This window comes from Streptomyces sp. NPDC096079, assembly GCF_040303145.1.
Lineage (GTDB): Bacteria > Actinomycetota > Actinomycetes > Streptomycetales > Streptomycetaceae > Streptomyces.
In genome coordinates, this window is record NZ_JBEOST010000011.1 from 1 (window position 1) to 25,511 (window position 25,511).

Sequence of the window (25,511 nt, forward strand, 5' to 3'; positions counted from 1 at the left end):
TTGGCACGCTGTTGAGTTCTCAAGGTGCGGACGCTTCCTTCGTTCCTGTTTCCAGGCCCTCCGGGCGCTTCCTTCGTTTCCGACTCTATCAGATCTTTCCGATCCGATTTCCTCGGTGCTTTCCGGTCTCGAATTCTTGCTTTCTTCGAGGCCTTTCGGCGTGTTCCGACTTTATCAGAAGCTCTGAGTCGGATTTCCCGCCTCCCGGTTCGTCCTCCTGGCGCACGGCGGCGCCGGGGGCTTCCCGATCTGGCGGAGCCGTAAACGTACTGGAGCGGGGCGCCCCGATGCAAATCGAGGGGCCCCGCTCCGGTGATGCGCTGGTCAGGCGTCTCAGACCTCGATGACGACCGGGAGGATCATCGGGCGCCGACGGTAGGTGTCGGAGACCCACTTGCCGACGGAGCGGCGGATCAGCTGCTGGAGCTGGTGGGGTTCGACGACGCCGTCCTGGGCCGACTTGTTGAGGGCCTGGTCGATCTTCGGGATCACCGCGTCGAACGCGGAGTCGTCGATCCCGGAGCCGCGGGCGTGGATGTGCGGGCCCGCGGTGATCTTGCCGGTCGAGGAGTCCACGACGACGAAGACCGAGATGATGCCCTCCTCGCCGAGGATGCGGCGGTCCTTGAGGGAGGTCTCCGTGACGTCGCCGACCGAGAGGCCGTCCACGTACACATAGCCCGCCTGGACCTTGCCGGTGATGCGGGCGCGGCCGTCGACCAGGTCGACGACGACGCCGTCCTCGGCGATGACGATGTGGTCCTTCGGGATGCCCGTCATCGCGCCGAGCTCGGCGTTGGCCCGCAGGTGGCGCCATTCGCCGTGGACCGGCATGAGGTTCTTCGGCTTGCAGATGTTGTAGAAGTACAGCAGCTCGCCGGCCGAGGCGTGGCCCGAGACGTGGACCTTGGCGTTGCCCTTGTGGACCACGTTCGCGCCCCAGCGGGTCAGGCCGTTGATCACGCGGTAGACCGCGTTCTCGTTGCCCGGGATGAGGGAGGACGCGAGGATCACCGTGTCGCCGGGGACGATGCGGATCTGGTGGTCGCGGTTCGCCATGCGGGACAGGGCCGCCATGGGCTCGCCCTGGGAGCCCGTGCAGACCAGCACGACCTCGTCGTCCGGCAGGTCGTCGAGGGTCTTCACGTCCACGACGAGGCCGGCCGGGACCCGGAGGTAGCCCAGGTCGCGCGCGATGCCCATGTTGCGGACCATCGAGCGGCCGACGAAGGCGACCCGGCGGCCGTACTCGTGGGCGGCGTCGATGATCTGCTGGATGCGGTGCACGTGGCTGGCGAAGCTGGCCACGATGATGCGCTTCGGCGCGTTCGCGAAGACGTTCCGCAGGACGTTGGAGATGTCCCGCTCCGGCGGGACGAAGCCCGGGACCTCGGCGTTCGTCGAGTCGGACAGCAGGAGGTCGATGCCCTCCTCGCTGAGCCGCGCGAACGCGTGGAGGTCGGTGAGCCGGCCGTCCATCGGGAGCTGGTCCATCTTGAAGTCGCCGGTGGCGACGGCCATGCCCGCGGGGGTGCGGATGGCGACGGCCAGGGCGTCGGGGATGGAGTGGTTGACCGCGACGAACTCGCAGTCGAAGGGGCCCATCTGCTCGCGGTCGCCCTCCTTCACCTCAAGGGTGTAGGGGCGGATGCGGTGCTCCTGGAGCTTCGCCTCGATCAGGGCGAGGGTCAGCTTGGAGCCGATGAGCGGGATGTCCGGCTTCAGCCGGAGCAGGTAGGGGACGGCGCCGATGTGGTCCTCGTGCCCGTGCGTGAGCACGATGCCCTCGATGTCGTCGAGGCGGTCCCGGATGATGGTGAAGTCCGGCAGGATCAGGTCGACGCCGGGCTGCTCCTCCTCGGGGAAGAGGACGCCGCAGTCGACGATCAGCAGACGGCCGTCGAACTCGAAGACCGTCATGTTCCGGCCGATCTCACCGAGACCGCCCAGCGGGATGACGCGCAGGGCGCCCTTGGGCAGCTTCGGCGGGGCGCCGAGTTCAGGATGCGGATGACTCAAAAGACTCTCCTCACCATGCGCGCCACGTACCGGTCGGGCACGTGGCGCGCATGACAATCGTGCACTTGCTGTTGTCAGTGTTCAGTTGTGAAGTCTGTTGTCAGAGTTCTACCCCGCCGGCGGCCAGGTCGACCTTGAGCTGCTCGGTCTCCTGGGCCGAGAGCTCGACGAGCGGGAGGCGCAGCGGACCGGCCGGGAGGCCCTGGAGGGCCAGGGCGGCCTTGGTCGTCATGACGCCCTGGGTGCGGAACATTCCGGTGTAGACCGGGAGCAGCTTCTGGTGGATCTCGGTGGCCTTCTGGACCTCGCCGCCGAGGTGGGCGTCGAGGAGGGCGCGGAGCTCCGGGGTGACGAGGTGGCCGACGACGGAGACGAAGCCGCAGGCGCCGACGGAGAGCAGCGGCAGGTTGAGCATGTCGTCGCCGGAGTACCAGGCGAGGCCGGAGCGGGCGATGGCCCAGCTGGCGCGGCCGAGGTCGCCCTTGGCGTCCTTGTTGGCGACGACGCGGGGGTGCTCGGCGAGGCGGACGAGCGTCTCGGTGTCGATCGGGACGCCGCTGCGGCCGGGGATGTCGTAGAGCATCACGGGGAGGCCGGTGGCGTCGGCGATGGCCGAGAAGTGCCGGTACAGGCCCTCCTGCGTGGGCTTGTTGTAGTAGGGCGTCACGGCGAGGAGGCCGTGGGCGCCGTCGCGCTCGGCGGTGCGGGCCAGCTCAAGGGAGTGGTGGGTGTCGTTGGTGCCGACGCCGGCGACGACGTGGGCGCGGTCGCCGACCGCCTCCAGTACCGCTCGTACGAGGTCCGATTTCTCCGCGTCGCTGGTGGTCGGGGACTCGCCGGTGGTCCCGTTGATGACGAGGCCGTCGTTGCCGGCGTCCACGAGGTGGGCGGCAAGTCGCTGGGCGCCGTCGAGGTCGAGTGCGCCGTCCGCCGTGAAGGGCGTGACCATGGCGGTGAGGACCCGCCCGAAGGGGGTCTGCGGAGTGGAGATCGGAGCCATGGGTAACACGCTACTCGCTGCTCAGCGCCGGGTGTCCCCTAGGGGGACAGGAGAAAGGGAGCCCGGCGCTGCCTGCTCGGGGGTTCAGACAGCGCCGGGTCCGTTTGATCAGCCTAGATGAACTTCGTGAAACGTCGCAATACGGACACTTCGCATCGTGTGTTCGGACATGTGTGCCGGATGGGACTGCACGGTCGTCCAAGCGGTGTGACGGCCCCCGCGCCGACGTCCTACCGGAGGATGAGATTCGGCCGCTTTGATGAAAAAGGGCACCAAAACGTCGGTTCCGTCGTCTCTCCCTGTGACGCATGACGCCGAAGAAGGAGAGTGGCTCTGATGTTCCGCCGAGGAGAGGCCGTACCGTTCGCGTTCGTCGCGGAGGCCGACCACTTCCGCAGTAACGTCACTCCACCGCCCCGTGAGCGCCTCAGCGCCTCGCAGATCGTGGGTCGCACCCTGCTCGGGCTGACCGTCGTGGCCGGCCTCGCCGGCTCCCTCATCTTCGGGATGCCCTCGCTCCAGTCGGGTGACTCGGGCACGCGTCAGCAGCAGTCCGAGGCCTCCGACAACCGCTGAGGTAGCCTCACCGGGCACCGCCCCTTCGAGCGTGCCTGTGAGTGAGGACCTGTCGTGCCCCTGCCCTTCCTGACGGCCGACCGTGCTTTTGACACGACCGACCATGTCGCCCTGCCGTTCGACGACCACGACGAGTGGCGCCGTCCGTACCGGCCCGGGTCCTGGCGGGTGGGGACGGCGGCGCTCGCGCTGCTGCTCGCCTCGTTCGTGCTGCTCGCCGCCGTCATCATCACGGTGGCCGGAGCGTTCGGCGGCGCGGCCGTCACCCTCGGCATCGCCGCGCTCGTCATCGGCGCCGCCCTGCGGATGCTCCGCATGGGCGCCTGGGTCAGCCGCGCCGGCATCCGGCGCGTGGCCTTCTTCTCGACCGTCACCGTGCCCTGGGCCAAGGTGACGTCCGTACGGACCACCCAGCAGCCCGTGCGCTGGCTGGGGCTCCCCCGCACCGTCCAGGGCCAGGCCCTGGTGCTCGACCGGCAGGGCGGCGAGCAGCTGATGCTGCTCACCACCCACAACGCCGACTTCCTCTCCCGTGTCGAGGCCTTCGACCGGGCGGCCGACACGGTCGAGGCCTGGAACGCCGAGTACGGCACGGAACCGGCCGCTACGCGCTGACCGCACGCCCCTCGTGGAGCGCGATGGCCCGCTGCATCGCCTTGCGCGCCCGGGGGGTGTCCCGGGCGTCGTGGTAGGCCACCGCGAGCCGGAACCAGCAGCGCCAGTCCTCGGGTGAGTCCTCCGTCTCGGCCTTGCGCCGGGCGAAGACCTCGTCGGCCGAGTCGCGGAGGATCCGGCCGCCCTCGGTGCGCTCCAGCTCGTCGACGGGCAGGCCGCCCTCGGCCTCCAGCTCCGCGGCCAGGCGGTTGGCCCGGCGCGCGAAGCTGGTGTTCTTCCAGAGGAACCAGCCGCCGACGGCGGGCAGCAGGAACGCCACCGCGCCCATGCCCATGGCGGCCGGCTCGCCCGTGAGGAGGAGCAGGACGCCCTCCATCGCCACCACGCCGAAGACGAGGACGAGGACGGTGGCCAGGAAGACGTACGTGATCTTTCCGCCCATGGCCGTCAGCCCAGGTCCAGGAAGTGCTCCAGGCCGAAGGTGAGGCCCGGAGCGGTGGTCACGCGGCGGGCGCCCAGGAGGATGCCCGGCATGAAGCTGGAGTGGTGCAGGGAGTCGTGGCGGACGGTGAGCGTCTCGCCCTCGCCGCCGAGCAGCACCTCCTGGTGGGCCAGCAGGCCCCGGAGGCGTACGGCGTGCACGCGGACTCCGTCCACGTCCGCCCCGCGCGCCCCGTCGAGGGCGGTGGTCGTGGCGTCGGGCTGCGGGGCGCAGCCTGCCTTCGACCGGGCCTCGGCGATCAGCTGGGCGGTGCGGGTGGCGGTGCCGGAGGGGGCGTCCACCTTGTGGGGGTGGTGCAGTTCGACGACCTCGACGGACTCGAAGTACGGGGCCGCGATCTGGGCGAACTTCATGGTGAGGACCGCGCCGATGGAGAAGTTCGGCGCGATGAGGACGCCGGTCTCCGGGGAGGCGGCGAGCCAGCCCTTCAGCTGCGCGAGACGGTCCTCGTTCCAGCCGGTGGTGCCGACGACCGCGTGGATGCCGTGGCGCACGCAGAAGTCGAGGTTCTCCATCACCGAGTCCGGCGTGGTCAGCTCGACGACGACCTGGGCACCCGCTTCGGTGAGCGCCTCCAGGCCGTCGCCGCGGCCGAGGGCCGCGACCAGTTCCATGTCCTCGGCGGCCTCGACGGCCCTGACGGCCTCGGAGCCGATGCGGCCCTTGGCTCCGAGGACCGCGACGCGCAGCTTGCTCATTGCTCTTCCTTAGGGGACTGGGTCCTGTCTGACCCTGGGGTCAGGAGACCGCTTGGTGGAGGCGGTCCGCCTGCTTGTCCTTCAGCGGGCCGATCACCGAGAGCGAGGGCCGCTGCTCCAGTACATCGCGGGCGACCTCGCGGACGTCGTCCGGGGTGACCGCCGCGATCCGGGCCAGCATGTCGTCGACCGACATCTGGGTGCCCCAGCACAGCTCGCTCTTGCCGATGCGGTTCATCAGCGCGCCGGTGTCCTCCAGGCCGAGCACGGTCGAGCCGGAGAGCTGCCCGACGGCGCGGGTGATCTCCTCGTCCGTGAGGCCGTCGGAGGCGACCTTGTCCAGCTCGTCCCGGCAGATCTTCAGGACGTCGTGGACCTGGCTGGGCCGGCAGCCCGCGTACACCCCGAAGAGGCCGCAGTCGGCGAAGCCCGAGGTGTACGAGTACACGCTGTAGGCCAGGCCGCGCTTCTCGCGGACCTCCTGGAAGAGGCGGGAGGACATGCCGCCGCCGAGGGCGGTGTTCAGCACGCCGAGGGCCCAGCGGCGCTCGTCGGTGCGGGCCAGGCCCGGCATGCCGAGGACCACGTGGGCCTGCTCGGTCTTGCGGCCCAGGAGCTCGACGCGGCCCGCCGTGCGCAGGGTGCGCCGGCCGTCGCGGGGGGCGACGGGGACGGCGTCGGTACGGGTGAGGGCGCCGGCCTTCTCGAAGGCGCGGCGGACCTGGCGTACCACCGTGGCGTGGTCGACGTTGCCGGCGGCGGCGACGACCAGGTGGGTCGGGTCGTAGTGCTTCTTGTAGAAGCGGGCGATCTGGCCCCGGCTGAGCGCGTTGATCGTGTCGACGGTGCCGAGGACCGGGCGGCCCAGCGGGGTGTCGCCGAACATCGTCTGCGCGAACAGCTCGTGCACGACGTCACCGGGGTCGTCCTCGGTCATCGCGATCTCTTCGAGGATGACGCCGCGCTCGGCGTCCACGTCCTCGTCGAGGATGAGCGAGTCCGTGAGCATGTCGCAGACGACGTCGATCGCCAGCGGCAGGTCGGTGTCCAGGACCCGGGCGTAGTAGCAGGTGTACTCCTTCGCCGTGAAGGCGTTCATCTCGCCGCCGACCGCATCGATCGCGGCGGAGATGTCGAGGGCGGACCGCTTGTGGGTGCCCTTGAAGAGGAGGTGCTCCAGGTAGTGGGTCGCGCCGTTGAGCGTCGGGGTCTCGTCGCGGGAGCCGACGTGGGCCCAGATGCCGAAGGTGGCGGAGCGCACGGAGGGGAGGGTCTCGGTGACGATCCGCAGACCTCCGGGGAGGGTCGTGCGGCGGACCGTGCCGATGCCGTCCTTGCCGGGAAGAAGCGTTTGGGTACGGGCGACGGCCCGCCCCTCCGAAGAGGGGCGGGCCGTCGCGCGGGAACTACGGGACGTCACTTGGCAGCGTCGTCCTTGTCACCCTCGGCAGCGTCCTCGTCCGCGATCACGGGGATCAGGGACAGCTTGCCGCGCTGGTCGATCTCGGCGATCTCGACCTGGACCTTGGAGCCGATCGCGAGCACGTCCTCGACGTTCTCCACGCGCTTGCCACCGGCGAGCTTGCGGATCTGCGAGATGTGCAGCAGGCCGTCCTTGCCCGGGAGCAGGGAGACGAACGCACCGAAGGTGGTGGTCTTGACGACCGTACCCAGGTAGCGCTCGCCGACCTCCGGCATGGTCGGGTTGGCGATGCCGTTGATCGTGGCGCGGGCGGCCTCGGCGGCCGGGCCGTCGGCGGCACCGATGTAGATGGTGCCGTCGTCCTCGATCGTGATCTCGGCGCCGGTGTCCTCCTGGATCTGGTTGATCATCTTGCCCTTGGGGCCGATGACCTCACCGATCTTGTCCACGGGGATCTTGACGGTGATGATCCGCGGGGCGTTCGGGGACATCTCGTCCGGCGTGTCGATCGCTTCCATCATCACGTCGAGGATGTGGAGGCGGGCGTCGCGGGCCTGCTTGAGGGCCGCGGCCAGGACGGAGGCCGGGATGCCGTCCAGCTTGGTGTCGAGCTGGAGGGCGGTGACGAAGTCCTTCGTGCCGGCGACCTTGAAGTCCATGTCGCCGAAGGCGTCCTCCGCACCGAGGATGTCGGTGAGGGCGACGTAGTGCGTCTGGCCGTCGATCTCCTCGGAGATCAGACCCATGGCGATGCCGGCGACGGGGGCCTTCAGCGGCACACCGGCGTTCAGCAGCGACATGGTGGAGGCGCAGACCGAGCCCATGGACGTCGAGCCGTTGGAGCCGAGGGCCTCGGACACCTGGCGGATCGCGTAGGGGAACTCCTCGCGGGTCGGGAGGACCGGCACGAGGGCGCGCTCGGCGAGGGCGCCGTGGCCGATCTCGCGGCGCTTGGGCGAGCCCACGCGGCCGGTCTCGCCGACGGAGTACGGCGGGAAGTTGTAGTTGTGCATGTAGCGCTTGCGGGTCACCGGGGAGAGGGTGTCCAGCTGCTGCTCCATGCGGAGCATGTTGAGGGTGGTGACGCCCAGGATCTGGGTCTCGCCACGCTCGAACAGGGCGGAGCCGTGCACGCGCGGGATGGCCTCGACCTCGGCGGCGAGCGTACGGATGTCCGTGATGCCGCGGCCGTCGATGCGGACCTTGTCCTTGATGATGCGCTCGCGGACCAGCTTCTTGGTCAGCGCGCGGTAGGCGCCCGAGATCTCCTTCTCGCGGCCCTCGAAGGCCGGGAGGAGCTTCTCGGCGGCGAGCTCCTTGATGCGGTCGAGCTCGGTCTCGCGCTCCTGCTTGCCGGCGATGGTGAGCGCCTGGGCGAGCTCGCCCTTGACGGCGGCGGAGAGCGCCTCCAGGACGTCGTCCTGGTAGTCGAGGAAGACCGGGAACTCGCCGGTGGGCTTGGCGGCCTTGGCGGCGAGGTCCGACTGGGCCTTGCAGAGGACCTTGATGAAGGGCTTCGCGGCCTCGAGACCGGCGGCGACGACCTCCTCGGTCGGCGCCTCGGCGCCGCCCTTGACGAGGGTGACGGTCTTGTCGGTGGCCTCGGCCTCGACCATCATGATCGCGACGTCGCCGTCCTCGAGGACGCGACCGGCGACGACCATGTCGAAGACGGCGTCCTCGAGCTCGGTGTGCGTCGGGAACGCGACCCACTGGCCCTTGATCAGGGCGACGCGGGTAGCGCCGATGGGGCCGGAGAAGGGCAGGCCCGCCAGGATCGTGGAGGCGGAGGCGGCGTTGATCGCGACCACGTCGTACAGGTGGTCGGGGTTGAGCGCCATGATCGTCTCGACGATCTGGATCTCGTTGCGCAGGCCCTTCTTGAAGGAGGGGCGCAGCGGGCGGTCGATGAGGCGACAGGTGAGGACGGCGTCCTCGGAGGGACGGCCCTCACGGCGGAAGAACGAGCCGGGGATCTTGCCGGCCGCGTACTGCCGCTCCTCGACGTCCACCGTCAGGGGGAAGAAGTCGAGCTGGTCCTTGGGGCGCTTCGAGGCGGTCGTCGCGGAGAGGACCATGGTGTCGTCGTCCAGGTAGGCGACGGCGGAGCCGGCGGCCTGCTTGGCCAGACGGCCGGTCTCGAAGCGGATGGTGCGGGTACCGAAGGCGCCATTGTCGATGACGGCCTCGGCGTAGTGGGTCTCGTTCTCCACTATGGGTTTCTCCTACGTGTTCGTCTTTGCGTCCTTCGGCCCGTGTGGCCGGGGACGGTGTCCGACGGCGGCGGAGAAGCTCGCCTCGGGTGCGGGCCGGTCTTCGATCGAAGCACCCGGGCATTCGTTTCCGGGGGCCACTACCGAGGACCGGCGGCTGGCCGGCGGCTTCACGCTCGTCGTATGGGGTTGTGCGACCAGACTAAGTGCCGATGCGCACTTTGTGCACGTACAGCAAAGGGAGCGGCCCCCTGAAAGTGGGAACCGCTCCCTTCCTGGCGTCTTACTTGGCGCCGCCGGCCGCACCGCGACGGATGCCGAGGCGGTCGACCAGCGTACGGAAGCGCTGGATGTCCTTCTTGGCCAGGTACTGCAGCAGGCGGCGGCGCTGGCCGACCAGGATCAGCAGACCACGACGGGAGTGGTGGTCGTGCTTGTGCTGCTTGAGGTGCTCGGTCAGGTCCGAGATGCGGCGGGACAGCATCGCGACCTGGACCTCGGGAGAGCCGGTGTCGCCCTCCTTGGTGCCGAACTCGGCAAAGATCTGCTTCTTGACAGCGGCGTCGAGAGCCACGCGGTTCTCCTCGTTGGTTCGTGCGCCCGTGAGTGCCCCTGGTCTAGGTCTCAGGGGAAGCTTCCGTGACTCGACGGGCGAAGGTCCGATGGGCGCAGCTTCCAGAGGCGTCCGAGTGATCTCGGGTGCTTTCCGGGAGCGCGTACACAAACGGCCGTCACACAGCGTACCAGCTCGCCGGAGCGCTCCCGTATCGCTTTCCTACTTGCTGGTCAACGCGCGGACCGAGGTGAAGACGTCGAGGACGGCCAGGCAGAGCGGGACGAGGGAGAGCAGGACGAAGCCCTCGGCCAGGTCGAGGAGCCGGCCCCAGAAGGGCGAGAGGCCCTTCTTCGGGATGATCAGGCCGATGGCGGTGATCAGCGCGGCGCCGGCGGCGACGGCGGCGGTGAGCCAGATCGTCCGGATGTCGAGGCCGCCCCGGTCCCCGTACATGAGGAGTTCCCTGACGAGGTCGGCCGGCGGGTTGAGGGAGAGGCCGAGGACGAGCAGCGCGACGGCGGCGATGCCGGCGACGAGGACGCAGACGACCTGCGAGGTGTACCGGAAGAGGCGGGCTCGCAGCAGCATCGCGATGCCCGCGGCGAGGGCGAGCAGCTGGCCCCAGACGTTTCCGGCGAAGCCGAGGACCGCGGCGGAGCCGACGACGACGGCCGCGCAGCCGCCGACCAGGCCGAGGAGCATCTCGTGGCCGCGGCGGGCCTGGAGCGCGATCCGCTCGCCGTCGACGGGCTGGGCCTCCTCGCCCTGCTGGGGGTCGCCGGAGAACTCGTCGTCGGCGGCGCTGCGCGGGGCGGCGTAGCCGATGGGGAGGCGGGCGAAGCGCGCGGAGAGGCCGGGCAGGAAGGCGACGAGGCCGATGGCGACGGGCGCGCAGACGGCGGCCGTCTCGGTGGCGGAGGTCTCGGTGAGGATCGCCACGAAGGTGGCGAGGGTGCCGACGCCGGCGAGGAAGGTGGCGGCCACGAAGGGGGCGTCGCCGCTGGGGGTGAGCGCGACGAGCGCCACGGAGGCGACCAGGACGGTGACGCTGCCGAGCAGGAACTGCAGCCGGCCGGGGCCCTGGCCGGCGTCGGGGGCGATGATCCCGGAGCCGGCGATGAGGAGCAGCGGCAGGGCGCCGAGTCCGAGGGCGACGGCGGTGGCCCGGTCCGCGTAGACGCGGGCGCGGACCCCGGCGAAGGCGGTGAGGAGGAAGCCGGCGGCGCCCGCGACGATCCCGGGGAGGCTGTGCATGTCGTGGCGGACCGGGTCGGCGAACCAGAGGACGAAGCCCATGAGGACGAGGAGCAGCACGCCGCCGAGGAGTCCGGCGCCGCGCAGCAGCTCGTCGCTCCACAGGTGCCGGTCGCGGGTGACGGCGGAGGCGACGGCGTCGGAGACGTCGTCGTAGACCGCCGGCGGGAGGGACTGGGCGAAGGGGCGCAGGGAGAGCACCTCGCCGTCGAGGACCTGCTGGGCGGCGAGGGTGCGGGCACCGTCGAGGACGGAGCCGTCGCGGCGGACCAGGTGGTAGCCGGTCGGGGTGCCGGCCGCCTGGGTCTGGCCGGTGAGGCGCAGGATCTCCGGGTAGACGTCGGCGACGGCGATGTCCTCCGGGAGTGCGACGTCGATGCGGCTGTCCGGCGCCACGACGGTGACGCGGCAGAAGCCGGTCGCTGCGGTCGTACTCACGTGTGTGGACCCCCTGATTCGCGGTTGCGCCCGTCGGATTCGCGGTTGCGCCCGTTCTGATTCGCGGTTGCGCACGATGCGCGCGCCACCCTACCGGGGACGGCCGGTGGGGGCTGCAAGTAGGATCGCCGTCCCATGGGGGAAGTCCGCGCACTCGGCTGCCGACAGGGGTCGCGTGCGGATGCTCCCGCCACGAGCCCGCCTCCAACGAGGGATTGATGCGCCGGTGAGCCAGATCGTCGTCAAACGCCCGCCGAGGTCTCTTCCTCCGGAAGTGCCCGGTGAGGAACTGGTCCTGGAGTCTCCGCCGGAACTTCCGCGGGGACAGCAGGAGTCGGCGCTGATGCAGCTCCTGCCGATGCTCGGCATGGGTTCCTCGGTCGTCTTCTTCTTCATGACGCCCTCGCCGATCATGCGGATCATGGGCACGCTGATGCTCGCTTCGACGGTCGCGATGGCGGTCGCCCAGTTCGTGAGATTCCGTCGCGGTACGCAGGGGCAAATGTCCGATGTCCGCCGCGACTACCTCAAATACCTCGCGCAGACCCGGCGTACGGTCCGGCGCACGGCGCGCAAGCAGCGGGACGCGCAGCTGTATCTGCACCCGGCGCCCGAGCAGTTGTGGTCGGTGGTGGCCGAGGGCTCCCGGGTGTGGGAGCGGCGGGTCGGCGACCATGACTTCGGGCAGGCGCGGATCGGGCTCGGCGCGCAGCAGTTGGCGACGCCCCTGGTGGCGCCGGACACGGCCCCCGTGGACGAGCTGGAGCCGCTGTGCGCGGGTGCGATGCAGCAGTTCCTCGCGGTGCACGGCACCCTGGACGGGCTGCCGATGGCGGTCTCGATGCGGGCGTTCTACCACGTGACGGTGTCGGGCGAGCCGGAGTCGGCGCAGGCGGCGGCGCGGGCGCTGGTGGCGCAGCTGGTGACGCTGCACTCCCCCGACGACCTGATGCTCGCCGTGGTGGCGGCGCGTCCGGCGCAGGAGCGCTGGGACTGGACGAAGTGGCTGCCGCACACGCAGGTGCCGGGACAGGTCGACGGGGCGGGCACGAAGCGCCTGTTCGGCGACGACCTCGGTGAGCTGGAGAACCTGGTCCGCTCGAAGCTGGACGGGCGGACGCGGTTCTCCCGGGAGAGCCAGCCGGTGCTCGACCAGCCGCACGTGGTGGTGGTCCTGGACGGCGGGATGGTGCCGCCTGACTCGCTGCTCGCGGCGGCCGAGGGCCTGCAGGGCGTGACGATCGTGGAGGTCGTCTCCGGTGACCTGGACGAGCCGCGCGGTGGTCTGTCCGTGGTGGTGCGGCCGGGCCGGCTGCGTCTGGAGTCGGGCGGCGGCTTCGCGTACGAGGGGCTGCCGGACGGCATCTCGCTGCCGGCGGCCGAGGCGCTGGCCCGGCAGCTGGCGCCGCTGCGGATGGGCGGCGGGGACGACGACGAGCCGCTGCTCGCCAACCTGGACTTCACGGATCTGCTGAACCTGGGCGACGCGGCCTCGGTGGACGTGTCGCGGACCTGGCGGCCCCGGTCGGTGGCCGAGCGGCTCCGGGTGCCGATCGGTGTCGGCGAGGACGGCGGTCCGGTCATGCTGGACCTGAAGGAGGCGGCGCAGGAGGGCATGGGCCCGCACGGTCTGTGCGTCGGCGCGACGGGTTCCGGCAAGTCGGAGCTGCTGCGGACGCTGGTGCTCGGTCTGGCGGTGACGCACTCCTCGGAGACGCTGAACTTCGTCCTGGCTGACTTCAAGGGCGGCGCGACCTTCGCGGGCATGTCGCAGATGCCGCACGTGGCGGCGGTCATCACGAACCTGGCCGACGACCTGACGCTGGTCGACCGCATGGGCGACGCGATCCGCGGCGAGCTGCAGCGGCGGCAGGAGCTGCTGCGCTCGGCGGGCAACTACGCGAACATCCACGACTACGAGAAGGCGCGCGCGGCGGGTGCCCCGCTGGAGCCGCTGGCCTCGCTGGTCCTGGTGATCGACGAGTTCTCCGAGCTCCTGACGGCCAAGCCGGACTTCATCGACATGTTCATCCAGATCGGCCGCATCGGCCGTTCGCTGGGTGTGCACCTGCTGCTGGCCTCGCAGCGCCTGGAGGAGGGCAAGCTGCGGGGTCTGGACACGTACCTCTCGTACCGGATCGGTCTGCGGACCTTCTCCGCGGCGGAGTCGCGGACGGCGATCGGCGTGCCGGACGCGTACCACCTGCCGTCGGTGCCGGGTTCGGGCTATCTGAAGTTCGGTACGGACGAGATGACGCGCTTCAAGGCGGCGTACGTCTCGGGGACGTACCGGACGGGCGGGCCGCGTCTGGAGATCGGGCAGCTGCCCGTGGAGCGGCGGCCCGCGCTGTTCACGGCGGCGCCGGTGCCGGTGGTGTACGCGGCGCCCGACCCGGCGTATCTGACGGCGCAGCGCGCCGAGGAGGACGACGCGCTCGCGGACACGGTCCTCGACGTGATCGTGCGGCGTCTGGAGGGGCAGGGCGTGCCGGCGCACCAGGTGTGGCTGCCGCCGCTCGACCAGGCGCCCTCGCTGGACCAGCTGCTGCCGGGGCTCGCGCAGACCGCGGACCGGGGGCTCACGGCGACGGAGTACACGCGTCAGGGCGGGCTCACGGTGCCGCTGGGTCTCATCGACAAGCCGTTCGAGCAGCGGCGTGAGGTGCTGTACCGGGACTTCTCGGGCGCGGCCGGTCACATGATGGTGGTCGGTGGTCCGCAGTCCGGCAAGTCGACGATCATGCGGACGCTGATCTCGTCGTTCGCGCTCACCCACACCCCCGCCGAAGTGCAGTTCTACTGCCTGGACTTCGGCGGCGGCAGCATGGTGTCGCTGGCCGATCTGCCGCACGTCGGCGGGGTGGCCTCCCGGCTCGACCCGGAGCGGGTGCGCCGGACCGTCGCGGAGGTCATGGGCGTCCTGAACCGGCGGGAGGAGTTCTTCCGCGCGCACTCCATCGACTCGATCGCGACCTACCGGCGCAAGCGGGCCGCGGGCGAACTCCCGGGCGAGGCCTGGGGCGACGTCTTCCTGATCGTGGACGGCTGGGGCGGCTTCCGCAACGACTACGACACGCTGGAGCCGATCGTCTCCGACATCGCGGCGCGCGGTCTGGGATACGGCATCCACGTGGTGATCACCGCCGCCCGGTACATGGAGGTCCGCGCGGCGCTCAAGGACCAGATGCTGGGCCGGCTCGAACTGCGGCTCGGTGACGTGATGGACTCCGAGTTCGACCGGAAGGTCGCGGCGAACGTGCCGACCGGGGTGCCGGGCCGTGGCCAGGTGCCGGAGAAGCTGCACTTCATGGGGGCGCTGCCGCGGATCGACGGGTCGAGCTCCGCCGCCGATCTGGCCGAGGGCACGTCGGCGTTCGTGCAGGCCGTGAAGGCGGCCTGGACGGCCGCTCCGGCTCCGGCGGTGCGGCTGCTGCCGCGCCGGCTGCCGGCGGAGCAGCTGCCGAAGGGCTTCGAGTACCCGCAGCACGGCATCGCGATCGGCATCGACGAGACGAACCTGGAGCCGGTGTTCGTCGACTTCGAGTCGGATCCGTTCTTCCTGATCTTCGGTGAGAGCGAGTCCGGCAAGACGGGGCTGCTGCGGCTGATCGCCAAGCAGCTGTGCGAGCGGTACTCGCCGGAGCAGGCGCGGATCGTGGTGGGCGACTACCGGCGGACGATGCTGGAGGCGGTGGCGCCCTCGCACCTCCTGGAGTACGCGCCGATGGCCTCGGCCATGCAGATGCACATGGACGCCATCAACACGGTGATGACGAAGCGGGCGCCGAAGCCCGACATCACGCCGCAGCAGCTGCGCGACCGCAGCTGGTGGTCGGGTCCGCAACTGTTCGTCCTGATCGACGACTTCGAGCTGGTGGCCACGAACTCGGGCAACCCGCTCGCGGTCCTGGTGGAGAACCTGCCGTTCGCGCGGGACGTCGGCATCCGGTTCATCGTGGCGCGCAGCCAGGCGGGCGCCTCCCGGGCGATGTACGAGCCGTTCATGCAGCGGGTGCGGGAGCTGGGCGCGCAGGGCGTGCTGCTCTCCGGCGATCCGCAGGAGGGCGACATCCTCGGCGGCGTCCGGGCCCGGCCGATGCCGCAGGGCCGGGGCACGTTCGTGTCGCGGAAGCGGGGGACGCCGCTGGTGCAGCTGGGCTGGCTGCCCGAGCAGCACTGAGCTCGGAGAACAGCCCGGAGCGGAGCGGTCCCTCCCACTACTGTGGGAGGGACCGCTCCGCACACCGCGAAGGGAAAGCGCAGATGACCGACGCCGCCGAGACCACCACCGAGAGCGCGGACGCCGCCCTGGCCGCCGAGAAGGAGCGCCAGAAGGAGGAGCTGTACGCGCTCGACATCTCCGGCGTCGTGTGGGAGGGCGCCCCGGGGACGAGCCCGGACGAGGAGCGCGTGGAGATCGCGCGGCTGCCCGAGGGCGCGGTGGCGATGCGCTCGTCCCTCGACAAGGAGACGGTGCTGCGTTACACGAAGGCCGAGTGGGACGCGTTCGTCCTGGGCGCCAGGGACGGCGAGTTCGACCTGCGGTGAGGCGCACGCACGCGTGAGGGGGTGACCCGGGAACGGGCCACCCCCTCACGCGTGCGTGCAAGGACTCACATCATGCGGAAACGCGCCGCGTTGCCCTTGTCGGTGTCCTGGTAGCCGACGACCGACTCGTCGAGGAGCTGGGCGATGCGCGCCAGGTCCTGGTTCATCCCGGACATGTCGCGGGTCAGGCGGTCCTGGCTCTCGCGGTACGCGATCTTCGCCTCACCTTCCCAGTTGGAGGCGACGCGGTTGACCTCGGCCATGAGGTCGTCGAGCTTCTGGGTCAGCGTGGTGGAGGTCAGGCGGGTGTCGGCCGCCGCCTGCGTCACGGTGTCGTAATTGACCGCAGTGGTCATGGTGATGACTCCTGAAGTGAGAGTGGCGCGGAGGACTGGTCGGGTCGGACGTCTCAGACGCCGAGGATGGCGCTCTGGCCACCGCCGGAGCCGCTGTCCATCTGACGGAAGGACCGCAGGCGGTCCTCCTCCTCGCGCGAGAAGCCGTCGGCGCTCATCCGCATGATCTCCTCGAGCTTCGAGAGCTCGGCGCGCATGCTGCGCAGACGCTGGTTCAGGTCGTTCTGGACCCGGTCGTACTCCTTGCTCGCAGCGCCCTGCCAGCCCGCCTGAACGCGGTCCACCACGCTGTTGAGGGACGTGATGCGGGCCTGGAGCTCGTCGGAGAAGTCCTGGATCCGGCCGGCGAGCTTGACTTGTTCGGCACTGGTTACGTTCAGGTCTTTCGACATCTTGCCCCTTCTTCCTTCGGTGGCTGCGACGGACGGGCCGTCGGGCCTTCCGGTCGTGATGCGGACGGGAATCTTCTGATGCCGCCCCCGTGCTGGGTTCGCACTGCCGTGCCCCCAGCGGTCACTGTAGCCATTGACGGCGACAGTTCCAACTGCAAAGGAAGGTCCCGATACTTGACCGATACGCGGGTCACCGGGCCTCCCTCCTGCGGCGGCTGTCGCGGATCACGGTGGCCGTCCCGGCGACCACGGCCACCAGGACACCTCCGATCCCCAACGTGTAGGTGGCGAGCCGTTCGGAGCGCTCCTGGGGCGTCTCCGAGAGCGTCAGCCGGGCCGGCTCGGGGGCCGGCGGCTTGGGCGGGCCCGGGTCGGGCCTGGGCGAGGACGCGGGCGTCCCCGGCTGGTCGGCGAGGGCCCGCACCGGGTCGACGACGCCCCAACCGACGAAGCCGTCGCGTCCGTTGATCGAGCGGACGGCGGTCTGCTCGATCCGGGCGACGATCTGGGCCGCGGTCCACTTCGGGTACTTGGCGCGGAGCAGGGCGGCGACGCCGGCGACGTACGGGGCGGAGAAGCTGGTGCCGTTGTCGACGCACTGGCCGCCGCCGGGGACGGTCGAGACGATGTCGACGCCGGGTGCCGCGACGCCCACGAAGTCTCCCGGCTGGGAGAAGGCGGCCCGTTCGTTGTTGCGGTCGGAGGACGCGACGGCGAGGACCCCGGGGAAGGCGGCCGGGTAGGTCTCCTTGAACGTGCCGTCCATGCCGTCGTTGCCCGCGGAGGCGACCACGACGACGTCCTTCGCGATCGCCTTGGCCACCGACACGGCCATGGGCGAGTCCGGGGCCATCGGCTGCGTGGTGTCCTGCGAGATGTTGATGACCTGGGCGCCCTTGCTCACGGCGTAGTCGATGGCCTGGGCCATGGTGTCGGACTTGCCGCTGTTCTTCTCGTCGTTCTGCCGGATCGGGATGATCGTGGCCTCGGGGGCCAGGCCGACGAATCCGGTGCCGTAGCGGGCGCGGGCCGCGATGATGCCGGCGACCTTCGTGCCGTGGCCGACCTCGTCGACGGTGCCGTCGGTCTTGCCGCGCCGCTCGTCGCCGATGGAGGGGTTGTTCTTGTCGGGCTTGAGGTAGTCCTTGCCCGCCTTGGCGTCGACGGCATCCCGCAGCTGCGGGTTGACGTCGTCGACGCCGGTGTCGATGACGGCGACCCGGACGCCCTTGCCCTTGGTGTCCTGCCACAGCTCGTCCAGGAGGACTCGCTGGAGCGGCCAGGGGATCCCCTCGATCTGCTTCTTCATCGGGAACGTGCACTCGCCGCTGCCGTCGAGGGCCGGGCCCGGCTGCCGGGGCGGCGCGGGCGCGGCGGCCGCGGCGGGGGCGGCCAGGAGGGCCGTGAGGGTGCCCGCGGCGAGCAGGGCGGCCGTGCGGTTCTTCGTCGTCACCGGTGCCACCCCCTAGGAACCCTGCGGCTGACGCGCGCTGTTGGTGTCGAGCCGCGGGCCCTTCGACAGGAACTCGGACCATTCCATCGGGACCAGGACCGGCGTGACCTTGTCGTACCCGAGACGCTTCTGTGCGTCGCTCGGTTCCGGCCTGCCGTCGGTCTGCTTCTGGCCCCCGGCGCCGACCTCGGAGCGGGCGGAGGAACTGTCGCCGTTGGCCTGGAGGGCGTACCGCAGTCCGGTGTCGGTGACCAGGAAGAGGGAGCCGCCGGGCGCCTTCTGATTGCCCTGGAACTGCGTGTAGAGGAGCCCGGTGCCGGGGGTGACGTACGTGCTGGTGCCGCCGGCCGTGATGTCGGCGGGGTACTCGGTGCCGGCCCAGGTGGTGAGCTTGGTGCCGCCCTTCTCGTCGACGTCGTTGAGGACGCTGCAGACCGTGTCGCGCGCGCCCTCGCCGGTGGCGGCGTTGATCTGCCTGGACCGCAGCGTGGGCCAGCGGACGCCGCCGTGGAAGGCCGTGGGGTTCGGGACGAAGGAGGAGGCGTCGACCGTGGTGGCCTCGCCGTCCATGTCCAGGTCGCCGGTCTCCGGGGAGTTGATGAGCAGCCAGGCGGTGAAGGGGGTGACGGGCTGGATCCGGCCGGGGAGCACGACGTAGTACTGGGGTCCGGAGCCGGTCTGGGCGAGGAGGACCATGCCGACGCGGTTCTCGGTCCCGTTGAGATTGCTGTCGGGGATCTCGGTGGTGGCTCCGACGGTCCCGTCGATGTGCGGGAAGTCGACCTCGTCGCCGGTCTTCAGCGTGGCGAGCCAGTCGTCGGTGACGGCCTGCGGCTCCTTGCCGAGCCCGACGAGGGCGGTCAGGAGGCCGGGGCGCTCGGACTTCAGCGGGTACTTGGTGCCGGTGTGGTCGACGAAGAACTGGGCGTTCCCCTTCTGCCCCTTGACGTACAGCACCTCCCCGTCCTTCAGCCGGCTGTCGCCCTCGGTCCGCTGGGCGTCGCGCTCGGCGAAGAGGAAGGTCGCCTTCTGGACGCTGGCGCCCTTGCCGCCGCCGGGCTGCTCGCAGACGGCCCAGCGCTTCTCCTTGCCCGCGTCGTCCGCGGTGGGCAGCCGGTCGGGGGCGTACGGGATGCCGAGGATGGGACCGCGCGGCGGCGTGCCCTGGTCGAGCTTCTTGTCGTCGACCTGGATGACCTGGAACTGGTCGGGGTTGAGCAGCAGCCGGGCGGAGGCGAGGTTGAGCACGGGGTGGAGCAGGGACTTCTTGTCCTTGCCCGTGCCGGTCTCCAGGACGACGTACCGGGTCGTCGACTGCTTGCCGACGATGACCCGGGTGCCGGGGGTGTCCCAGCCCTTGGGGGCGGTCGGCTTGAACATGCCCCAGGCGCCGAATCCGGCGACGACGAGCGCGGAGACGATCAGGCCGGGGACGACCGCGCGCAGCGGCTTCGGCGCCCCCTCCTCCGTGCCGGAGGGCGAGGGTTGGAGGAATGCCGCCACCGTGCGCTTCTTCGCAAAGGTGTACGCGTTGAGCTCGTCCCGCCGCGATGCCATGAGTCCCCATTCTCGTCAGGCGCGATCTTCGCGCGGGGCCCCCGGGGTGGTGACACCCGGGCCCCGGCCTTCGGACCGGCCCCCTACTATGCCTGCTGTCCCGTGGGGTTCGTGGGGCGGGTAGGGTGATCCGGCCGCCAAAGCCCTGGCGGGCCAGGGTCATCGGGATGAATTGAGGGGGATTCTCCATCATGGCTTCCGCGAGGCGGAGGCGGCCCGCCGCGGCCGCAGCCTCCACACCCCCGTCCACGGGACCCGTCCCCTCGGTCGCACCGAGGCTCCAGGCACGTCCCGGACACTTCGGTTCGTTCCGATTGCAACAGCTCGTACTGATCGAGGTGGCGGCGGCGCTGCTGCTGCTCGCCTGGGTCGTCGAACCGATGCTGCTGGTGCCCGCCGGCGTGGCCGCCGTCGTCCTCGTGCTGCTCGCCGTGGTGCGCCGGCACCGGCGTTCGCTGCCCGAGTGGCTCGGCACCTTCCTCGCCCTGCGCACCCGCGCGCGCCGGGCCTCCTCGTTCACGGTGCCGGAGGGCACCGAGCCGGGGTTCGCGCCGCTCGTCGAGTGCGACCCGGCGCTGCGGACCTACGCGTACAGCGACCGCGACCGCCGTCCGGTGGGGATGGTCGGCGACGGCACCTTCCTGACGGCCGTCCTGCGCGTCGAGTCCGACGGCACGGCGCTGCGCCCGGAGCGCGCGGCGAAGCCGCTGCCCGTCGGTCTGGTCCGGGACGTGCTGAGCGTGGACGGCATCCGGCTGGAGTCGGCGCAGATCGTGCAGCACACCCAGCCGGCGCCCGCGCCGCACCTGCCCGCGCAGTCGATGGCCGCCCGCAACTACGGGCCGCTGCAGGCGCAGACGGGGTCGCCCGCGGTCCGGATCACCTGGATCGCGCTCAAGCTGGACCCCGAGCTGTGCCCGGAGGCGGTCGCCGCGCGCGGCGGCGGCATGACGGGCGCGCAGAAGTGCGTGGTGCGGGCGGCGGACCAGCTGGCGAGCCGTCTCGCGGGCGCCGGGTTCCGGGCGAGCGTGCTGACGGAGCAGGAGCTGACCTCCGCGCTCGCCACGTCGAGCTGCGCCAGCCCGATGGCGATAGCGCAGGCGGGCCGGGGCCAGGCGCAGGGACGCCGGACCCAGGAGACCGCGCGGACCTGGCGGGTGGACGACCGGCGGCACACGACGTACTGGGTGCAGCGCTGGCCCCAGTTGGGCGGCCGGAGCGGCGGCGCGGGCGCGTCGATGCCGCAGCTGGTGGCGCTGCTGACCTCGCTGCCCGCGCTCGCGACGACGTTCAGCCTGACGCTGAGCGGCGGGGACCGGCAGGAGGTGACGGTGACCGGACACGTGCGGATCACCGGCCGCAGCGACGAGGAACTGGTGGCCGCGCGGCACGAGCTGGAGCGTGCGGCGCGCGGAGTGAGGACGGGTCTGGTGCGTCTCGACCGCGAACAGGTGCCCGGCATCCTGGCGACGCTTCCGCTGGGAGGTGCGCGCTGATGTCCGCCGCCTCCTTCGGTACGTCGCCGGCCTCGGGCGTGCCTTCCGCCCGGCGCACGGGGCGGAGCACGCGTCCCCGGTTCGGCTTCGGGCTCGTCGGCCCGCGCCGCGACCGGCACTCGGTCCCCCTGGAACAGCTGGAGGCGCTGGCCCTGCCGGTCGGCGACGACGGCATGGTGATCGGCGTGGACGCCGAGAACCGTCCGGCGGTGCTCGGCATCAACCGGCCCGTCCCGTACGACGTGACGCTCATCGGCGGTCTGTGGACCGCGCAGGTGCTGGCGCTGCGGGCGGCCGCGACGGGCGCCCGGGTGGCGGTCGAGACCGGCCGCGCACAGGCCTGGACGGCGCTCGCGCAGGCCGCGGGCGGCGGTCAGCCCTGCATCACGCTGCACGACGTGGGCCGGGTGCCGCCGCAGGGCGCGTCCGCGGGGAGCCCCGTGGTCGTGGTGCGCGACTGCGGCATGCGGCCGCCGCGCGGCCGTGTGGTGTCGGCCCCCTGGCAGTCGGTGGTGACGCTGCTGCCGTATCTGAGCCCGGTCGCGCCCCGGCTCCTGGAGAAGTCCTCGCTCGTCGGGGTGCAGCGGGTGTCGCCGGACGAGGCGGCGCAGATCGGGCGCATCATGAGCCTGCCGCGGCACGAGTACGAGGCGCTGTCCACGCTCGCCGACGGCGTGACCCTCTGGTGCACGCCGAGCGACCGCCAGTTCGTGATGACGCAGGCGACGGACGCCGAGACCGGATTGTTGGGCGGCGCGCGCCGGATGGACTGACCGGCGACGCCATGACACGAGATCGCTCAAGTACGTCCGTTTTTGCATCGTTTTGAACGGTGGGGGTTCTCACTCTGCGGCGCGGCCGGGTCACTTGGGGCCCGGACCGGTGCGCGGAGGCGGGCGCGGAGGGGCCGTCGGCCCTGCCCGGGGGCGGCTCACGGCGATTAGGGTGGAAGGGCCCCGCCCACAACGGCACAAGGGTGCTCGACCACACCAGGAGGCAAAGTGAACGGCGATCGCGACGAGATCCACGGGGGTTGGAATCCACCCGCCGACGATCAGTCCGACGCGGATCCCGCCGAGATGACGGGTGAGTTCACCATCGACTACACCCCGCCCGCCTGGTACACGCAGAACGCGTCGGGCGGTGCGGGGGCGGGCGGTGCCACTCCCCCGCCGCCGAGCGGAGCGCCGGTCCCCGTCCCGGGCCTCCCCGCGGCCGGCGGCTTCGAGCCCGGCTGGAACGTCGCGCCGCCCGCTCCGCCGGTGGTGCCCGCGCCCGTTCAGGGCATCGAGCCGGTCGCCCCCGCTCCGGCGCCTCCGGTGGGGGTCCCTCCGTACGGTGCGCCCGCGGCCGCCGCGCCCGGCCCCGTCCCGCCGGGTCCGGGCACCCCTCCCGCCGGCGTTCCCGCACCGCCGTACGTGCCCGGGGCGCCCGTGCCGGGGCAGCCGGTGGCCGGGGGGTCCTTCGGCGCGCCGGTGCCGGGGGTGCCCGCGCCCGACGCCTCCCTGCCGCCCGCCGCCACGCCGGTGGTCCCGGCGGCCGTTGTCCCGGAGCCCGTAGCACCGGCGCCCGCTGCTCCCGCGCCCGCTGTTCCGGAGCCCGCCGCACCGGCGCCCGTTGTTCCCGCGCAGGCTGTTCCGGCGCCCGCTGTTCCGGCGCCCGCGCCGCAGACGCCCGCGCCCGCGGCCTCGTTCGGGGGCGGTGACGTCGAGAGCGGCGCCACCATGCGCTTCTCCCCCGCCCAGCTCCAGCACGAGATCGCCGAGCGCGCGGCGCAGAACGCGGAGCAGCCGGAGCACGCGCGGAACGCCGGAAGCGCGGAGCACGTGGAGAACGTTCAGGACTCCGCCGACCCGGCCGACTCCGCGATGCCCGACGCCGACGACCTGGCGGCCGAGCCGGCCGTCGCCGGGCCCGCCGCTCCGGCGGACACCGTCGAGGATTCGCCCGCCGCGTCCGGCGAGTTCGCCGCCGACGGCGCGGCCGTCGCCGCCGAGGCGTCGAGCCCGACGGACGACACCGCCGACGCCGCCGAAGCCGCCGACGCCGACGGTTCCGACAGCCCGGACGGGTCGGACGGGTCGGACGACGTCCGGAGCCCCGAGGCCGCCGACGACACCGCGGGCGCCGAGGGCGAGCCCGCCACGCCGGACTCCACGCCCGGTCCCGAGGCGGAGGCGTCGGCCGCCGCCCCCCTCCCCGCCGCCCAGCCGGTCCCCGACGCGCCGCAGGGCTTCGGCCCCGGCGTCGTCCCCGGTGCTCCGGGGCCCTACCCCGGCGCCCCGGCCGCTCCCGGGCCGTACCCCGCGCCGTACCCGGCCGCGGGCGCCCAGCCCGGAGCCGGGCTGCCCCCGCTGCCCCCGTCCTTCGAACCCGCCGCGCCCGAGCCCGCGCAGCAGTGGCCCGCGCAGCCCGCGCCGGGTGCCCAGCCGGTGCCGCCGGCCGCGCCGCTGCCGCCCACCGCCGCCTGGCCGGCCCCGGACGCCCCGGTGCCGGGCGCGCCCGGTCCCGTACCGCCGCAGGCGCAGCCCCAGGCACCCGGCGCCTACGGCTATCCGCAGGCCCCGGGGACCCCCCAGCCGCAGGCCCCCGCGCCCGCACCGCAGGGCGGTTACGGCTTCCCGCACCCGGGCGCGCCCCCGCAGCCGGCCGGTTACGGCTACCCGCAGCAGCCGGGCGCTCCGGGCGGTGTCCCGCCGCAGGCGCAGGCCCCCGGCGGCTACGGTTACCCGCACCCCGGAGCCGTACCCCCGCAGGCCGCGCAGGCTCCGCAGCCGCCGTACGACGGCCAGCCGCCGGTGGACCCGCGGACCGGTGCCGCCTGGCCCTCGCCGGTGACGCACGACCAGCGGGAGCGCTCCGTGCCGGGTGCCCCGCTGGGGTACAACGCGGCCGTCGAGCTCTCCTCGGACCGGCTGCTCCGCAACAACAAGCAGAAGCCCAAGTCCAGCCGGAACCCGGGGGCCGCCAACCGCTTCAAGCTCGGTGGCAAGCGGGAGGAGGCGGAGCGGCAGCGGAAGCTGGACCTGATCCGCACGCCGGTGCTCTCCTGCTACCGGATCGCGGTCATCTCGCTCAAGGGCGGCGTCGGCAAGACGACGACGACGACCGCGCTCGGCGCGACCCTCGCCACCGAGCGGCAGGACAAGATCCTGGCGATCGACGCCAACCCGGACGCCGGCACCCTGGGCCGCCGGGTGCGGCGCGAGACCGGGGCGACCATCCGCGACCTCGTACAGGCGATCCCGTACCTGAACTCGTACATGGACATCCGCCGCTTCACCTCGCAGGCGCCGTCCGGCCTGGAGATCCTCGCCAACGACGTGGACCCCGCCGTCTCGACGACCTTCAACGACGAGGACTACCGGCGCGCGATCGACGTGCTCGGCAAGCAGTACCCGATCATCCTCACCGACTCGGGCACGGGTCTGCTGTACAGCGCCATGCGCGGGGTCCTCGACCTCGCCGACCAGCTGATCATCATCTCCACGCCCTCGGTGGACGGTGCCTCCAGTGCCTCGACGACGCTGGACTGGCTCTCCGCGCACGGCTACGCGGACCTGGTGCAGCGCTCCATCACGGTCATCTCCGGAGTCCGCGAGACCGGAAAGATGATCAAGGTCGAGGACATCGTGCAGCACTTCCAGACCCGCTGCCGCGGTGTCGTGGTCGTGCCCTTCGACGAGCACCTGGCGGCCGGTGCCGAGGTGGACCTCGACATGATGCGGCCGAAGACCCGGGAGGCGTACTTCCACCTCTCGGCGATGGTGGCCGAGGACTTCGTACGGGCGCAGCAGGTGCAGGGCCTGTGGACCGGTGACGGCGGGGGCGCGATGCCGCCGCACATGGCCCCGCCGATGCCGGGCCAGCCGATGCCGGGGCAGCCCATGGCAGGTCAGCCGATGCCCGGTCAGCCGGCGCCGGGTCAGTTCGCGCCCGGTCAGCCGATGCCCGGTCAACAGCCGATGCCGGGCCAGGTGCCCGGGCAGGGGATGCCCGGACAGTTCGCGCCGGGGCAGCCCGCCCCGGGTCAGCCGTACGGCCCCCCGGCGGGCCAGTCCTACCCGCCGCAGCCGGGCCAGCCCTATCCGCCGCAGGCCTACCCCCCGCCGGGGCAGCCGATGCCCGGTCAGATGCCGGGGCAGGCGCCCGGTCCGATGCCCGGTCAGTTCGCGCCCGGCCAGCCCGTCCCGGGTCAGCCGTACGGCCCCCCGGCGGGTCAGCCCTACCCGCCGCAGCCGGGGCAGCCCGGGATGCCGCAGTCCTGGCAGCAGCCCCAGGAGGCCGGTGAGCCTCAGCCGGGGCAGCCGCTGCCCCCGCAGGCGGACCCGCAGGGCCCCCCGCAGGCGCCGCCAGCCCCTCAGCAGTAGGGCGTCACAGGAATAGACCAATGAGGCTCCGTATCGGCTCACCGA

19 protein-coding genes are annotated in these 25,511 nt (G+C 71.8%); 7 read left to right on the forward strand and 12 right to left on the reverse strand.

What is annotated here, in order from left to right; translation table 11 throughout:
- Positions 1-333 precede the first annotated feature (333 nt).
- A complete protein-coding gene (locus tag ABTY59_RS22175) occupies positions 334-2,019 on the reverse strand; it encodes a ribonuclease J (RefSeq protein ID WP_352020740.1) in 1,686 nt (561 codons plus the stop codon).
- A 100-nt stretch (positions 2,020-2,119) separates the two neighbouring features.
- On the reverse strand, positions 2,120-3,019 hold the full coding sequence (gene dapA / locus ABTY59_RS22180) for a 4-hydroxy-tetrahydrodipicolinate synthase (protein WP_352020741.1): 900 nt from the start codon (positions 3,017-3,019) through the stop codon (positions 2,120-2,122).
- A gap of 336 nt (positions 3,020-3,355) precedes the next feature.
- On the opposite strand from dapA, the gene ABTY59_RS22185 reads away from it, so the two are divergent.
- Positions 3,356-3,595, forward strand: a complete 240-nt coding sequence (locus tag ABTY59_RS22185; protein WP_352020742.1) for a hypothetical protein — start codon at positions 3,356-3,358, stop codon at positions 3,593-3,595.
- A gap of 54 nt (positions 3,596-3,649) precedes the next feature.
- A complete protein-coding gene (locus tag ABTY59_RS22190; RefSeq protein WP_352020743.1) occupies positions 3,650-4,210 on the forward strand; it encodes an SCO5741 family PH domain-containing membrane protein in 561 nt (186 codons plus the stop codon).
- Here the strand turns inward: ABTY59_RS22190 and ABTY59_RS22195 are convergent.
- The 6 genes from ABTY59_RS22195 to eccD form a co-directional block, all read right to left on the reverse strand.
- A complete protein-coding gene (locus tag ABTY59_RS22195) occupies positions 4,200-4,652 on the reverse strand; it encodes a hypothetical protein (RefSeq protein WP_352020744.1) in 453 nt (150 codons plus the stop codon). The genes ABTY59_RS22190 and ABTY59_RS22195 overlap by 11 nt on opposite strands.
- Positions 4,653-4,657: 5 nt before the next feature.
- Positions 4,658-5,410 (reverse strand): 4-hydroxy-tetrahydrodipicolinate reductase, encoded by a 753-nt coding sequence (gene dapB / locus ABTY59_RS22200; RefSeq protein WP_352020745.1) that lies wholly within the window; start codon positions 5,408-5,410, stop codon positions 4,658-4,660.
- 40 nt (positions 5,411-5,450) lie between these two features.
- Positions 5,451-6,830 (reverse strand): M16 family metallopeptidase, encoded by a 1,380-nt coding sequence (locus ABTY59_RS22205; protein ID WP_352020746.1) that lies wholly within the window; start codon positions 6,828-6,830, stop codon positions 5,451-5,453.
- Positions 6,827-9,046, reverse strand: a complete 2,220-nt coding sequence (locus ABTY59_RS22210; RefSeq protein ID WP_352020747.1) for a polyribonucleotide nucleotidyltransferase — start codon at positions 9,044-9,046, stop codon at positions 6,827-6,829. The genes ABTY59_RS22205 and ABTY59_RS22210 overlap by 4 nt, the downstream gene beginning before the upstream one ends.
- Before the next feature lie 283 nt (positions 9,047-9,329).
- The gene (rpsO, locus tag ABTY59_RS22215; RefSeq protein ID WP_189806146.1) at positions 9,330-9,620 is read right to left on the reverse strand and encodes a 30S ribosomal protein S15; all 291 of its coding nucleotides are present in this window, start codon (positions 9,618-9,620) and stop codon (positions 9,330-9,332) included.
- A 201-nt stretch (positions 9,621-9,821) separates the two neighbouring features.
- Positions 9,822-11,294, reverse strand: a complete 1,473-nt coding sequence (eccD, locus tag ABTY59_RS22220; protein WP_352020748.1) for a type VII secretion integral membrane protein EccD — start codon at positions 11,292-11,294, stop codon at positions 9,822-9,824.
- Positions 11,295-11,520: 226 nt separating this feature from the next.
- Here eccD and eccCa point away from each other — a divergent pair, with 226 nt between their 5' ends.
- Both eccCa and ABTY59_RS22230 read left to right on the forward strand, forming a co-directional pair.
- Complete coding sequence (gene eccCa / locus ABTY59_RS22225; protein WP_352020749.1) at positions 11,521-15,474, forward strand: type VII secretion protein EccCa; 3,954 nt, start codon at positions 11,521-11,523, stop codon at positions 15,472-15,474.
- A gap of 83 nt (positions 15,475-15,557) precedes the next feature.
- Positions 15,558-15,842 carry a DUF397 domain-containing protein gene (locus tag ABTY59_RS22230; RefSeq protein WP_352020750.1) on the forward strand — a complete coding sequence of 95 codons (285 nt, stop codon included), beginning with the start codon at positions 15,558-15,560 and terminating at the stop codon, positions 15,840-15,842.
- Positions 15,843-15,907: 65 nt separating this feature from the next.
- On the opposite strand, the gene ABTY59_RS22235 is transcribed toward ABTY59_RS22230, so the two are convergent.
- The 4 genes from ABTY59_RS22235 to eccB form a co-directional block, all read right to left on the reverse strand.
- Positions 15,908-16,198: a WXG100 family type VII secretion target gene (locus ABTY59_RS22235; protein ID WP_352020751.1), complete on the reverse strand. Its 291-nt coding sequence runs from the start codon at positions 16,196-16,198 to the stop codon at positions 15,908-15,910.
- 53 nt (positions 16,199-16,251) lie between these two features.
- Positions 16,252-16,590, reverse strand: coding sequence for a WXG100 family type VII secretion target (locus ABTY59_RS22240; protein ID WP_352020752.1), 339 nt, complete (start codon positions 16,588-16,590; stop codon positions 16,252-16,254).
- Between the two features lie 190 nt (positions 16,591-16,780).
- Positions 16,781-18,043: a type VII secretion-associated serine protease mycosin gene (mycP, locus tag ABTY59_RS22245; RefSeq protein ID WP_352020753.1), complete on the reverse strand. Its 1,263-nt coding sequence runs from the start codon at positions 18,041-18,043 to the stop codon at positions 16,781-16,783.
- Between the two features lie 12 nt (positions 18,044-18,055).
- Positions 18,056-19,600 carry a type VII secretion protein EccB gene (eccB, locus tag ABTY59_RS22250; protein WP_352020754.1) on the reverse strand — a complete coding sequence of 515 codons (1,545 nt, stop codon included), beginning with the start codon at positions 19,598-19,600 and terminating at the stop codon, positions 18,056-18,058.
- Between the two features lie 191 nt (positions 19,601-19,791).
- Between eccB and eccE the strand changes: the two genes are divergently transcribed.
- The 3 genes from eccE (at position 19,792) to ABTY59_RS22265 (ending at position 25,466) form a co-directional block, all read left to right on the forward strand.
- Positions 19,792-21,096: a type VII secretion protein EccE gene (gene eccE, locus ABTY59_RS22255; RefSeq protein WP_352020755.1), complete on the forward strand. Its 1,305-nt coding sequence runs from the start codon at positions 19,792-19,794 to the stop codon at positions 21,094-21,096.
- Positions 21,096-21,869 carry a hypothetical protein gene (locus ABTY59_RS22260; protein ID WP_352020756.1) on the forward strand — a complete coding sequence of 258 codons (774 nt, stop codon included), beginning with the start codon at positions 21,096-21,098 and terminating at the stop codon, positions 21,867-21,869. The genes eccE and ABTY59_RS22260 overlap by 1 nt, the downstream gene beginning before the upstream one ends.
- A 228-nt stretch (positions 21,870-22,097) precedes the next feature.
- The gene (locus tag ABTY59_RS22265; RefSeq protein WP_352020757.1) at positions 22,098-25,466 is read left to right on the forward strand and encodes an SCO5717 family growth-regulating ATPase; all 3,369 of its coding nucleotides are present in this window, start codon (positions 22,098-22,100) and stop codon (positions 25,464-25,466) included.
- Positions 25,467-25,511: the final 45 nt, after the last annotated feature.

What these genes read in the sequence shown, in the direction of transcription:
- dapA (WP_352020741.1), bottom strand. Translation starts at nt 3,019, where the DNA reads ATGGCTCCGATCTCCACTCCGCAGACCCCCTTCGGGCGGGTCCTCACC.
- ABTY59_RS22185 (WP_352020742.1), top strand. Translation starts at nt 3,356, where the DNA reads ATGTTCCGCCGAGGAGAGGCCGTACCGTTCGCGTTCGTCGCGGAGGCC.
- ABTY59_RS22195 (WP_352020744.1), bottom strand. Translation starts at nt 4,652, where the DNA reads ATGGGCGGAAAGATCACGTACGTCTTCCTGGCCACCGTCCTCGTCCTC.
- dapB (WP_352020745.1), bottom strand. Translation starts at nt 5,410, where the DNA reads ATGAGCAAGCTGCGCGTCGCGGTCCTCGGAGCCAAGGGCCGCATCGGC.
- ABTY59_RS22230 (WP_352020750.1), top strand. Translation starts at nt 15,558, where the DNA reads ATGACCGACGCCGCCGAGACCACCACCGAGAGCGCGGACGCCGCCCTG.
- ABTY59_RS22235 (WP_352020751.1), bottom strand. Translation starts at nt 16,198, where the DNA reads ATGACCACTGCGGTCAATTACGACACCGTGACGCAGGCGGCGGCCGAC.
- ABTY59_RS22240 (WP_352020752.1), bottom strand. Translation starts at nt 16,590, where the DNA reads ATGTCGAAAGACCTGAACGTAACCAGTGCCGAACAAGTCAAGCTCGCC.
- eccB (WP_352020754.1), bottom strand. Translation starts at nt 19,600, where the DNA reads ATGGCATCGCGGCGGGACGAGCTCAACGCGTACACCTTTGCGAAGAAG.
- eccE (WP_352020755.1), top strand. Translation starts at nt 19,792, where the DNA reads ATGGCTTCCGCGAGGCGGAGGCGGCCCGCCGCGGCCGCAGCCTCCACA.
- ABTY59_RS22260 (WP_352020756.1), top strand. Translation starts at nt 21,096, where the DNA reads ATGTCCGCCGCCTCCTTCGGTACGTCGCCGGCCTCGGGCGTGCCTTCC.